Consider the following 12,493-nt stretch of genomic DNA (forward strand, 5'->3'; position numbering starts at 1 on the left):
CCATATTGTATGTGATACAACTGAGTTGTATGAGATACAAGATGGGAGAATGCTGATGCGAGTTGCGATGACGGGATACGGCGCGGTGACCCCCCTGGGAGTCGACGTGAGCACCTTGTGGTCGGGTTTGATCGAAGGACGCTCGGGCGTGCGCGAATTGGACGCACTTGACCAGGTGTGGGCCAGGCTTCCGGTCCGTGTAGCCGCTCCCGTGACAGCCGACCTGGAAGAAACTCTTGGCCGCGTCCGCGCAAGGAAGCTTGACCGAAGCCAGCAGTTGGCTCTGATCGCAGCTGATGAGGCGTGGCGTGACGCTGGCCTTGGTGACGTAGATCCCGATCGGCTGGCGGTGGCCGTCGGGACCGGGGTGGGTGGCGTTCAGACACTGCTCGACCAAGACGACCTACTTGAGAGCGATGGTGCGCGGCGAGTGGCGCCTCGTGCCGTGCCGATGCTGATGCCCAACGGCGCTTCAGCACAGATCAGTATTGCGTACACGGCCAAGGCCGGTGTGTTCACCCCCACCTCGGCCTGTGCATCGGGTGCCGAGGCGATCGCACTGGGGGCTCGCCTCATCCAAGACGGCGACGCGGACGTGGTGATCGCAGGCGGGGTCGAAGCGGCCATCACTCCTTTGACCCTCGCGGGATTCGCCCAATCACAGGCACTCGCCAAACCGGACGGAGGGCCAGCTGATCGGCTCTCCCGGCCGTTCGACACCGACCGCCGCGGCTTCGTGCTCGGCGAGGGAGCCGGCATCGTAATCCTTGAAAGCGAGAGCCACGTCGCCGCGCGCACGGGCCGAGTCCGCACTTGGCTTGCCGGGTGGGGCATCACCTCGGACGCCTACCACATCACCGGAACAGAGCCGGGCGGACTCGGCCAGGTCCGCGCCATACGCAAGGCTCTCGCAGTAGGCGGTCTCACAGTGAACGACATCGACCATGTGAATGCTCACGCGACCGGAACGACTATTGGGGACCGTGCAGAGGCGCAGGCACTCCGTGACGTGTTTGGAGAGGAGATGAACGTCACTGCCCCGAAGGGCGCGCTGGGCCACCTGGTCGGAGGGGCTGGGGCACTCGAAGCCATTATCACCGCGCGGACTATTGAATCCGGAATTATTCCCCCAACCGCCAACCTGCAGCACATCGATCCCGAGGTTCATCTGGATATAGTCAAAGAGACACGCCGCACGCCAGTGCGGGGTGCGATCAGCAACTCCTTCGGGTTCGGCGGGCAGAACGTGACACTTGCAATCTGTGCCGCATCGAATTGAGTTCGTCTGCGAGCCCGAGCTCGAAGCGCACAGCGAGCCTTCTGACGTTAAGGCCGTCCTTGTCCTTGCCTAGCCTCCTATCTGCCGAGCTCGCTCGGCGTGCGAGAGCGAGCAGGATGAGCGCTCCGAGCGTGAAACCCGCGGCGATGCGCGGAAGTGCAGTTATCCCGAACCTGGATGGGGCTACACCGTCGATCGCGGTTCCCATGGAGACGCCGAGGTAGGCGCCGGAGGTGTTGAGTGCCAGCGCTTGCCCGGCGACAGATCCGGCGAGCACATGCAGGCGGGCCTGAATCGCTGAGGAGTTCCAGAACGTCATCCCTCCCTGCATCTGACGCATCTCCTTTGAACAGAGGCCCTAGCCCAACAATGTCGCGTGTGTGCCGCGCTTACCGCAGCGACCGAAAGAACTCCCGCACATCGTTCAGCAGCAGGCCCGGCTCCTCGAGCGCGGCGAAGTGTCCGCCGCGCTCCTCGACATCCGTCCAGCGGACGATGTTGTTCGTCTTTTCTTCCGCGAAGCGCAGTCCGACGTCGTGCGCGAACACGATCACCGCAGTGGGCACCCCGGAGCTTGAGGTGTCTGCGCCCCAACCGGCATCTTGCGCATAGCCGACGTACGCCGACGACCCACCCGTCGTCGTGAACCAGTACAGCGATGCGTTGTCGAACAGGAACTGTTCACCGACGATCGCAGCGGCCGGCACATCTGCGGGGTGAGTCCATTCCTGGAACTTGTCGTGGATCCACGCGAACTGGGCGACGGGACTGTCCGCGAGCATCGCACCGATCAGTCCCGGCCGTGTCGACTGGATCGCGATGTAGCCGAACTCCCTCTGCATGAACTCGCCGACCCGTCGCATCCGATCCTGTTCGATCGGAGTCAGGGCCGCTGCGGTTTCCTCATCGACCTCGCCGACGAAGGAGCCCACCGACCCGTTCACATGCACGCCAATCACACGATCAGGGGCGAGCCGCCCGATCTCCGGCGCGACGCCCGCGCCCACATCGCCGCCCTGCACCGCGAATCGGTCGTAGCCGAGTCGAGTCATTAGCTCGAGCATCACCGTGGCGATGTCGCTGCGCTTCCAGTCGTGTCCGACCAGTGGCGTAGAGAAGCCGAATCCCGGATGCGACGGGATCACGACATCGAACGCATCGGCCGCGTCGCCGCCGTGCGCGATCGGATCGGTCAGAGGCCCGATCAGCTTCTCGAACTCGAGGAACGACCCTGGCCAGCCGTGCATCAGCAGCAGCGGTATCGCCTCCGGATGTGGCGACCGCACGTGCACTGCGTGGATGTTCTGCCCATCGATGCTCGTGATGATCTGTGGCAGGGCGTTCAGCCGTTCCTCGGTGGCGCGCCAATCGTGCTCGGCCCAGCGCGCGATGAGACTCTGGAGCTCGAACGAGGGGATGCCGGTGCTGCGATCATCGACCGGAAGCGGATGCTCGAATCGGGCGTTCACGAGGCGTGAGCGGAGGTCTGCGACGGCGGCCTCCGCGATCTCGATGCGGAAGGTCTGGATGGTTTCGTTCGTGTGCATGTCTTCCTTACTTGTTGGTGCGCTTGTAGTTAGTTATCAGCGTGTCCGTGTTCCTCGGGTGAAAGCCTTCCTGCGGTCGCGAGGGTCGCCACGCCCCAAATCAGCCATCCGCCGTAGATGAACAATCCGGTGGCGGGATCTTCTGCGGGGCTCTGGGCGACGCCCCACAGTCCTGAGACGCCGAGGGATAGCAGGACCAGGCCGCCGATCAGTGCAGTAGGTCGCATCCATCTCGGCGCGGGGCGATCCCACCAGCGCATGGCGATCAGGAGCGCCGGTACCGCGGCGAGAGAGACCGCCACCGTCGCGTAGAAGGTCGCATCGACGACTCCTACCGTGTCGGGCGGAGCCGCAACATCGATCCCGAACGCCCAGAGCGTCTTGAACGTCGGGTACACGAGCGACGCGGCGATCCCGACGATGGGCGCCCAAATTGGCACCGGTACCTGCATATCGCGTGCAGGCCTGAGCGGGCTCGGGAGGAGCCACAGGCCGAGAAGTGCGATCGCTGCCCCAATGGAGACGCAGGCGGAGATCGGGTCCACCGGGAACGGGATCGCGCCCACTGCCCGCAACAGATGCAGAAGGGACAGCGTGCACGCGCTCGGCAGTAAGAGTGCTGTCGCGATGAGCAGGCCCGCGTAGCGCTGACCCGTCGTTCGTGCGAACACGCGAGCCAAGATAGCGACGACGATGCCTGCCAGGACGAACCAGCGAGGCGAGTTATCTGCGACATACCCGGCGGCCGGGTGCAGGAGTGCGAGGACCCCGGCGACGGCCCCGATACCGAGCGTGACCCAACTCGTAGTCGCTCCCCGGGTTCTCATCCGATTCGATTCGGGAGCTTGTTCCAACATTCTCTTTCCTTCAAGGTCGTGATGGACTGCGGTGTCACAGCTTCTCGGTTCTGCGGTGCAGGGCATATCCCCACGTGGCGAGCGCCAGGAGCGGCCCCCACAGCCAGAACGGGAAGACCAGGGCAGTGGTCAACCTCGCTATCGCGAGTCCAGTTGACGGCTCACCTGCGAGTAGGAATGAGTCGAGTCCGGCAGCGGTAAACAGTATGGACACGGTCAGGGCGGGTATTACGGCCAGTGATACCGGAACAGGCTTACCTCCGAAGCGACCGAACCAGCGCGGAACGCGAAAGCCCCATGGCAGGACGAGCCCGAGCGTCAGGATGCCTCCTGTCAGCATTGCCGCGCCGAGGATGAGGCCGTTGACGAATGTCGATGCGGGGTCGTCGAAGTCGCGGGGATCCCCGAAGAGCGGCCACGGTGTCAGCCAGCTGAGCCGTGCGCAGACGTACGGGAGACTGCAGCATGCCGCGACCACGGTGATCGCGATGCGGTGCCGGAGCACGAACCTTCCGATCGTTCCCGGAGTTCGATACAGGAATGACGCGCCGATAAGGAACCAGATACCGGCGAACAGCATCAACACCAATGGTGTGATGAATCGCACGTCGACTAAATCAACGGCGAAGTCGAGGTACAGCGAACGGAGTGTCGTCAGCCCGAGAACGAGGAAGCTTACCGCTGCAAGACCGACGAGTGCGGTGAGCACGCGCTTCGCGAGTGTCCTCATCATCAGTGCGAGAAGTACGATGATGACCAGGGGCAGGGAGTATGCGAGCGTGTAGCCGGCAACGGCGAGGCTGCGCAGGCCTGTCAGTCCGACAGCGCAGACCATACCGATTGTGACGGCGATGCCGCTCAATATCGGAGTCATGCCGCGTCGACCGAACAGGGCCGCGAGGCCGACCGCCGACCCCGCGGCGCCGATGCAAGCCTGAAGCACGGAAGCAGCCATCTGGCCGAGGGCAGCGCTCTTGAAAAGATGGTGAATCGGCGCCGGGTTCGGACGAGCGGCATAGGGGCTGAGCTCTGGAGCGACGAGCCACACCAGGCTCGCCGAGAGCATCACCACGCCAAGTGCAGTGCCGAGCCAGATCAACATCCGCACGCGAGTCACTGGCGTATCTGTCGGAGGACGGGCAGTGGAGTTCATGGCGTCTACTCTTCCGAGAAAGACGGCCGAGATCATCGCCCCGGAAGGCGAGAGCGGCTCACCCGAACGGGTGATCTTCAGCGGTCGCCAAGCTGTCACCCGGTTGCACGACGCCGTTCTCGTACACCCAGATCACGACCTGGGAAGAAAAGCACGAGCGTTGACCCATCAACGGGAAATCACCTTCCCAGAACCGGAAATCTCCTCCTTGATCTTAGGGTCGCCGGAGTAGCGAATCTCGCCGCTTCCATCGATCAAGGCGTCAAGCGTGCCACTGATGAGCACATCAGCCATACCAGATCCTCGAACCTCGATGCGAGCATCAGTGCTTTGGAGATCCTCTGCTTGATACTCGCCCGATCCGCGAATCTCGACATCTTGCGTTGCAGTGGTTCCGCTGGCGGCGACTGAACCTGCCCCGTCGATCTTCGTCGTCAACTCTTGGACGTCGATGTGATCCACAGTGATCGATCCAGAGCCGTTGACGGTGATTGAAGCAACATCGGCTTTGATTCCGCTAGCGCGAACACTGCCCGACCCTTGGACAAGAACCATGGGCTCCGCTGCACCGGTGAAGTCAACTTCGGCGTCTCCCGATCCCAGAACTGTGACTGCGTCGAGTGTCGGAATGGTGAGTTCGTACCGGATATCCCCTCCCCAGGCAAGAGGCTCACCATCAAGACCTAAGTGCAGGACTTCGTCCTCAACGTCAGAAGTGAGTCGGTCGATCACCCTCTCGCCCGCCGTTACGGTGAGCCCTACGTGCTCACCTCTTGTCACGATCAGTTCCCCTGATGTGTCCAGTTCCACGGCGTTGACCGTATCGATCTCCCTCTCCTGTGTAGTTGCGGGACCAGTGTATGCCGAGCTGCACCCTGTGAATGCAGCGATACAGATCGACAGGGAAGTCACCAATGTGATCGTGCGTGTGGGTTGTTTGTTCATGCTGTCCACTCTTCTGTGGGGGACGGCCGAGGTCATCACCCCAGCGTATGAAAGCGGTTCACCCGAACGGGTGAGCTTCAGATGCTGAGCTGTCGCCCGGTTGCACGAGGCCATTCTCGTACGCCCAGATCACGACCTGGATCCGATCAGAAAGACCCAGGCCCGCGAGTACGGCCTTCACGTGTGTCTTCACAGTGTTATCGGTGAGGTAAAGCTTCGAGCCGATCTCAGCGTTGGATGCTCCGCGCGCCAGCAGCGCGAAGACTTCGCGCTCGCGCGGTGTGAGCGCGTTAAGGAGTCCGTCGGATGGCAGCGCCTGGCGGCGCACGTGTCGCAGCAGAGACGCGGCGGCGCGCGGGGCGATTGCGGCGTCTCCTTCGGCGACTCGACACACCGCATCGCACAGGTCTTGCGGTCGCGCGTCTTTTGTAAGGAAGCCACTCGCGCCGGCCTGGATCCCACCGAACACGTACTCGTCCAAGTCGAAGGTCGTGAGGATCAGCACTCTGGTCTGCGGGCTCGCTCTGAGAACCTCGACAGTCGCAGCGATGCCGTCCATCCCCGGCATCCGCACGTCCATGAGGACCACGTCTACGCGATGCGACAGGACGAACGACACGGCGGCCGCTCCGTCGTCAACACCACCTGCGATCTCGATGCGAGGGTCGGCGCCGAGCACCGTGCCGAGCGCTTCACGCAGCAGCACCTGGTCGTCGGCAAGAAGCACCGAGATCGGCCTGTTCATGAGGGCTCCTCAACAGGCAGTATCGCGCGCACGCGCCAACCGTGCTCCTTCCGGACGTCCAGGACCCCACCCGCGCGCCGTACCCGCTCGACCAGGCCGATTAAGCCTGTGCCGTTCAGGTCGTCGCGGTGCAAGGATCCTCGTCCGCCATCATCGCTCACCGTGATGACGACCTCGGCCGCGTGCCATTCGACGCCGACGTCTATTCGTGTCGGTGGCCGGACATGCCTGATCGCGTTGGTAACCGCCTCTTGGACAACGCGGAACGAGGCGAGATCGGCGTCAGGCGCGAGACGCCGAGGATCGCCCCGCACGGTCAGATCGATCGTGTGCTCAGCGCTATTGGCGTGTTCGACAAGCCCGGCAATCGCATCGACCCCGGAGACCGGTGCCAGCGGACTCGCGTCAGGATCTCCGAGCGTATGGATCATGCTGCGCAGGCCACGCATGGCCTCGCGTCCGGTCTCCGCGACGCGCTCGAACGCGGCATCGGCCTCCGGGCTGTTACGGGAGACGCTGGAGCCGGCCACAACACGAGCGGCCTCTGCCTGGGCGATCATCACCGTTAGCGAGTGCGATACGACATCGTGAAGATCCCGGCTGATCCGCGCTCGTTCTTCACTGACGGCATGCTGCATCGATTCCTGAGCTCGTCGGTACTCCGCAAGACGCGACTGGCGTGCCAGCGCACCGAGAGCCCACGCCGCAAGGACCGCGGCGACGAGGCTTACCGCCTCAAACATCAACGTCATGCGATCGCTGAGACTAGTCTGCACTGCGCTTACCGCGGTGATGACGCCGACCCCGATTAGCCAGTCGTCAGGGCGCCGAGCGAGTGCCGGCGGTTCGGGCTCGAGGCCAAACGCCACAGCAACAACAGGTAGGCGACGCTTGACGGCAGCAGCGCGGCGCTACCGACGCCAGGAACGATCGTGAACGCGAGGAGGAGCATCAGCGCCGATCCACCGACGAACGCGGCAATCGGGCGCCCAGAACAGAAGAACCCGGTCACGTGCAGCAATACGAGGAGGGAAATAAGCCATGTGAACTGCCCCGGGCTTAGCGGCTCCGGCGCCGCTTGTAGGAGACCCACAACCGTCAACGGCAAAGCGAGAACCATCATGATCGCCGCAGTGACAATCTCCCCTGGCACGGTTCGCCGGAACCGCCCGGCGGGAAGTTCGTCATCGCTCATCACAACGCCATTATCCGGCAGGAGCGAATGTAACGCATCACCCGCGAGAGTGAGACAAGCCTAGCGAGGATCTTGACCTCTGCACCGCTCGGCCATGGGGCTTCCGCGGCACCCGGACCATACGGGAGTCAGCAGCTGCGCACCTTGCCATAAGCTCTATGCGAGTGACCCCTATGGCTACGCCCGCAGTGAATCTGGCAAGGAAGCGTGTGACGGGGATACGGGTGTTGGAGTTCGAGGGCGTCAGTCGATTTCGCTAGGGGGATGATGTCTCCTGTTCCTCATGGTCTCAACGTCATACGTTGAGGCCGACCCGCGGATAGTGTGGCAGCTCGATGTCGGTGGATTTATTGAACTGCTTCTGCATGAATCCTCGCATCGGCCAGCGGGTGGCCCAGGACATCGATGCCTGAACAAGACGGATCGTGAGGTCGTTCATCGGGGCGAATCCTCCCGTGCCGCCCGCGAGCTGTTGGGCACCTTCGGCATAGGGACGCACTATCCGATCGTAGGCTTCGAACGCGGCAACATGCCCTGCCCCGCTGCCGAGTTCTCCCGCTAGGACGTAAGCCCCGACGAGGGCGACGCTGGTGCCCAGCCCGCTCAACGGGCTCGGGCACGCCGCAGCATCGCCAATCAGCGCCACCCTGCCGTTCCACCACTGGTCGAGGTCGACCTGACCCATAGCGTCGAAGGAGAAGTCTGACGACGTGCGGGCGGCCTCGAGCAGCTGTGGCGTTCGCCAGCCGGCGTCCGCGAAACGCTCGACGAGGAGCGCAACCTGCGCGAGGCGGTCATGTCGGTTGTGGCGGAGCGTCTCGCCCCGGCGCAGGCGAAAGCTCAGCGCCGCCTTGGACTCCGTCCTGACCCGACCGGGCCGGACGGAGGCGACGAGCCCGCCAGCACGGTTGTACGTCTGGTACCAACCGTTTAGGTCGTCGAAAGCGGGTGCTGTAAACCAGGCCGTGTACAGGCCGAGGGGCTTGACGAATTGCTCCTCAGGCCCGAAGGCCGCGGCTCGCACCGCCGAGTGGAGGCCGTCGGCGCCGATGACGAGGTCGAATCGACGTGCTGGCGCGTGGCGGAAGGCGACCTCGACGCGGTCGGAGTCCTGGGTGAGCCCCGTGATGGTGTCGTTGAAGAGGTATTCAATGTCGCTGTCGAGCTCGCGATGGAGCAGATCGACGAGGTCGCCCCGAAGGATCTCGATCTCCGAGATGAACCCCTCCCCGTCGAAGTCGTCGGATCTGATCGCTGCGCGGGGGCGGCCGCGCTCGTCGACCCAGGAGATACCGGCCTGATCGAGACTGATGCTGCGGGCATCTTCGAGCAGGCCCATGCGTTCGGTCACTGTGCGTCCAGCTCCACGCAGGTCCACGGCCTGCCCGCCTCGCCGTGGCGTTGACGCGATTTCAACAATCGTAACGGCGAAGCCGTGCTTGCGTAGCCAGTACGCACAAGCTAGTCCAGCGATGCTTGCACCCGAAATGAGTATTCGTTTTCCAGTCATGCCGCCAGCCTAGAAACGCCCGAGGCGAACGGGCAATCGCGTACTAGTACAGCTAGTGTCCCTGGCCGGGGAGACGATGATGATCGCGGTGTTTGCCGATCAGTGGTGTTCTAGTACAGGATGAAGAGATGAGCACCTCGTCGATGACTATCGCCGCTGAACTGCGCGACCAGATCGTGTCCGGTGCCCTGCTGCCCGGAGAGCCACTTCCCTCTGCGCGGGAGATCATGCGAACCCGGCACGTCGCCATCGCCACGGCCAGCCGGGTGCACGCGCTATTGCGCGCCGAAGGACTCGCGCTCCCCGTGCCAGGGGTCGGAACTGTCGTAGCGGGAGATCGCAACGGCGGTGCGCCCCGCCTTCGCACCCGTCGGCCGAAGAACCGACATGCTCAGTCTGCAGCACAGCGAGCTGCGCCACTCAACGTCGAGCGGATCACGGTTACCGGCATCGCGATCGCCGACGCCGAAGGCGTGGAGATGCTCTCGATGCGCCGAGTCGCTCATGTGCTACGAACCCAGCCGACGTCGCTGTACCGGCATGTGACCAGCAAGGAAGACCTCGTCTCGCGGATGATGGAGTATGCCCTCGGAGAATGGTCTCCGGTGGCCGGAAATGGCGATTGGCGAGATCGGCTGATCCAAGGTCACCGGGAGCTCTGGCGGGTCTTCCGTCGTCATCCGTGGCTCGCGCCGCAGCTTTCAGTGACCCGACCGCAGCTTCTCGCCGCGGCGCTATCCTTTGCAGAGTGGGCGATCCAGACATTGGGGCAGGCCGGCATCAGCTCCGAGGAGGCGTTCGAGGCGCACTTGCTTCTGTTCACGCAGATACGCGGCATGGCCGTCCTGCTCGAGCCAGAGGCTGAGGCCGAATCTGCCTCCGGGGTTGACGCTGACACGTGGGTTGAGGAGCGCATGGACATGCTCCGGGATCTGACCTACCGGGATCATCATGCTGGCTTGCGTTCACTCGTCGGATCTGGCTATGAGCTCGATCTGGATCGACTCTTCGAACGAGGCCTGGGTCTTCTCGTCGACGGCATCGCCTCTCGACTCGACTCCTAATGCCGCACTTCCAACGTCAGCGGAAGTGTTTGGCGTGCGAACTAACCTGTTAGAGAGTGCGACCCAATCACGAGCTGCGACGGAGCGCCACGACCCGAATGCCCAAGTGGATACGAGTGATCTGTCCTGGACTCAGCGGCTCGGGCGGGGCCTGCAGCAACCCAATGACCGTCAGCGGCAAGGCGAGAACCGTCATGATCGCGGCAGCGACCGTTTCCCCGGCACAATTCTCTGGAACCGTCGGGAGGGAAGTTCGCCATTGCTCGTCACGGTGCCATTATCCGACAGGGGCATCTATACCGCATCACCCTCGAGAGTGAGACGAAGCGAACCGGGATCATAACCTCGACCTCGTTCGCTCGTAGACAGTTCGCTCGTGGGCCGAGGGGCTCGAGAGCGAACCGGGGCCGACAGCACAGCAATGCGTCTCAGCTCTTTCTGCGAGTGAGGTCCGCAACAGGTGCGCTGGCGGTGAATCCGGCTGCGAGGTAGGTGGCGAGAGCGCCGGCGTTGGAGTTCTCGGCAACGACGACCGCGGCAGAAGCGCCGTGCTCTCGCAGAGTTTGAGCGCCAGCGAGGGTGATGGCCGTGCCGTAGCCATGGCCGTGGTGCGCGCGGTGCACTCCCATCGGTTCGATGAGGCCGGGGCGTCCGTCTCCGGCCGTCCAGACAGTCGTGACAGCAACGGGCTGATCTATAGTGTCGAATCCGATGAGGTGAGAGGCGAGGTGACCGAACGGGCCCGTTGCCATCGCGGTCCACCGTCGGATAAGACTCTGCCTTTCCTCGACGGTCGGCAGCGTTCCCCTGAATGCGGAACAGTGCACCGCAGTCCATTCTTCTGCCTGGTCGAGGCCGATCTGCTCGACTCTCAGCGCTGCGTTGCGTGGATTCTCGGGGACGGGAGAACGCAGGTCGAGCTGCATCGGCGTCCAAGGCTCGTCGTTCTCCCACCCATGGAGGCTAAGTAGGGCCTGCAGTGCAAGCGCGCCGCGGGCTTCGACGGTCACCGTTCCGGGAGGAAGCACCGTCATGAGATCGGTTTCCATGCGACGGGCGAGTGCGTCATCGTCGAAGGTCGAGGGGCTCACCGCCATGCGGAAGAGATCGTCGCCATCGAACATGCCGATCGCGACAATCGATCCATCGTCTGTCCAACATCGTAGATCCGCGGCGGTTCTCTCCGCGCCAACCATCGAGTGCCAACCGAGGTCTCCGGGATGCAGCTGTCCCTTCCAGTCGGCGGTCTGCCACGCGCTCAGCGTTCTGATGATCTCGGTGAATTGAGAGGTAGTCGGTGTCGTGAAGGTTGGCATCTTTTCTCCGTGACTTGCAAGGCTGGTGGCGCTGTCGGGCGTGAACTCATCGCTTGATGGCACGGGTGGCGATGTAGGCCGGGAAGTACTGCGCAGTGATGTCTGCGTGATGTGGCGCTTCAGTGAGATCGGTGAGCAGGAAACCCGCTGACAGCTGCCCGCCGATCTGCTCGGTGAGCGAGTGGCTGTACTCGATGGGGCCGTCTCCGTAGGCGCGCATTCGGTCGTTCTCCGAGAGGTCGAGCGAGCTGAAGGGAAGTGGATGGCGCAAGACGAGCTCTTGTTGATCGAGCGACACCTCGTCGAAGAGGTAGACGTCGGGGTTCATGAACCCGGTGAGGAGCAGTCCGCCGGGCCGGAGGACGCGGAACGCCTCCGCCCAGACCGGAGCGAGGTCGGGGCAGAACACGTTCGACACGGGGTTGACGATGATGTCGAATGCGTCGTCGTTAAGAGCGCTGAGGTCGCGCATGTCGCCCAGAACCGTGTGAATCTCGAGCCCCTCACGTGTGGCGACCTCGTCGTCACGGGCAAGTTGCTTGGGAGAGTTGTCGAACACCGTTACGGTCGCGCCCGCGGCTGCGAGGATAGGCCCCTGCTGACCTCCACCAGAAGCGAGGCAGAGTACGCGAACGCCGACCAACTCGGCGGGAAACCAATTGCGCGGCGTCGGTTCATGGCCGATGAGGACCACGGACCAGTCGCCCTCGCGTGCGCGTTCGATGATGTGAGTGCCGACCGGTCGCGACCATTCGATATCGCTGTCGACGAGACGATCCCAGGCGAGGCGGTTATGTGCAACTGGGTCTAGGTCTTCTCCCATTACAGCCGGCTCTAACACGCCGCTGGAACGCTCCCTTGCGTTGGGAACCATCGAGTCGG

The 12,493-nt window shown here is 63.4% G+C and carries 12 protein-coding genes; 2 read left to right on the forward strand and 10 right to left on the reverse strand.

Annotated features, from left to right (window positions below; genetic code table 11):
- Positions 1-67: 67 nt before the first annotated feature.
- Positions 68-1,279, forward strand: coding sequence for a beta-ketoacyl-[acyl-carrier-protein] synthase family protein (locus AAHA49_RS13075; RefSeq protein WP_342038675.1), 1,212 nt, complete (start codon positions 68-70; stop codon positions 1,277-1,279).
- Between the two features lie 389 nt (positions 1,280-1,668).
- On the opposite strand, the gene AAHA49_RS13080 is transcribed toward AAHA49_RS13075, so the two are convergent.
- From AAHA49_RS13080 to AAHA49_RS13115, 8 genes are all read right to left on the reverse strand, one after another.
- Positions 1,669-2,826, reverse strand: coding sequence for an epoxide hydrolase family protein (locus tag AAHA49_RS13080; protein ID WP_201671154.1), 1,158 nt, complete (start codon positions 2,824-2,826; stop codon positions 1,669-1,671).
- A 29-nt stretch (positions 2,827-2,855) separates the two neighbouring features.
- Entirely contained in the window at positions 2,856-3,683 is an 828-nt protein-coding gene (locus tag AAHA49_RS13085) for a hypothetical protein (protein ID WP_201671152.1), read from the reverse strand.
- Positions 3,684-3,717: 34 nt separating this feature from the next.
- Entirely contained in the window at positions 3,718-4,836 is a 1,119-nt protein-coding gene (locus tag AAHA49_RS13090; protein ID WP_201671150.1) for a hypothetical protein, read from the reverse strand.
- A 168-nt stretch (positions 4,837-5,004) separates the two neighbouring features.
- Positions 5,005-5,817: a head GIN domain-containing protein gene (locus AAHA49_RS13095; protein ID WP_201671148.1), complete on the reverse strand. Its 813-nt coding sequence runs from the start codon at positions 5,815-5,817 to the stop codon at positions 5,005-5,007.
- Positions 5,818-5,839: 22 nt separating this feature from the next.
- On the reverse strand, positions 5,840-6,526 hold the full coding sequence (locus tag AAHA49_RS13100; RefSeq protein WP_201671146.1) for a response regulator transcription factor: 687 nt from the start codon (positions 6,524-6,526) through the stop codon (positions 5,840-5,842).
- Positions 6,523-7,278 carry a sensor histidine kinase gene (locus tag AAHA49_RS13105; RefSeq protein ID WP_201671144.1) on the reverse strand — a complete coding sequence of 252 codons (756 nt, stop codon included), beginning with the start codon at positions 7,276-7,278 and terminating at the stop codon, positions 6,523-6,525. The genes AAHA49_RS13100 and AAHA49_RS13105 overlap by 4 nt, the downstream gene beginning before the upstream one ends.
- 56 nt (positions 7,279-7,334) lie before the next feature.
- Complete coding sequence (locus AAHA49_RS13110) at positions 7,335-7,721, reverse strand: hypothetical protein (protein WP_201671142.1); 387 nt, start codon at positions 7,719-7,721, stop codon at positions 7,335-7,337.
- Between the two features lie 295 nt (positions 7,722-8,016).
- Complete coding sequence (locus AAHA49_RS13115) at positions 8,017-9,231, reverse strand: FAD-dependent monooxygenase (RefSeq protein ID WP_201671140.1); 1,215 nt, start codon at positions 9,229-9,231, stop codon at positions 8,017-8,019.
- 128 nt (positions 9,232-9,359) lie between these two features.
- Between AAHA49_RS13115 and AAHA49_RS13120 the strand changes: the two genes are divergently transcribed.
- Positions 9,360-10,295: a TetR/AcrR family transcriptional regulator C-terminal domain-containing protein gene (locus tag AAHA49_RS13120; protein WP_201671138.1), complete on the forward strand. Its 936-nt coding sequence runs from the start codon at positions 9,360-9,362 to the stop codon at positions 10,293-10,295.
- Between the two features lie 428 nt (positions 10,296-10,723).
- Here AAHA49_RS13120 and AAHA49_RS13125 read toward each other — a convergent pair whose 3' ends face one another.
- Both AAHA49_RS13125 and AAHA49_RS13130 read right to left on the reverse strand, forming a co-directional pair.
- Positions 10,724-11,611, reverse strand: coding sequence for a GNAT family N-acetyltransferase (locus AAHA49_RS13125; RefSeq protein WP_201671136.1), 888 nt, complete (start codon positions 11,609-11,611; stop codon positions 10,724-10,726).
- 46 nt (positions 11,612-11,657) lie between these two features.
- Positions 11,658-12,485 (reverse strand): class I SAM-dependent methyltransferase, encoded by an 828-nt coding sequence (locus tag AAHA49_RS13130; RefSeq protein ID WP_342038609.1) that lies wholly within the window; start codon positions 12,483-12,485, stop codon positions 11,658-11,660.
- Positions 12,486-12,493 lie beyond the last annotated feature (8 nt).

Source organism: Brevibacterium ammoniilyticum, assembly GCF_038429965.1.
Classification (GTDB): Bacteria; Actinomycetota; Actinomycetes; order Actinomycetales; family Brevibacteriaceae; genus Brevibacterium; species Brevibacterium ammoniilyticum.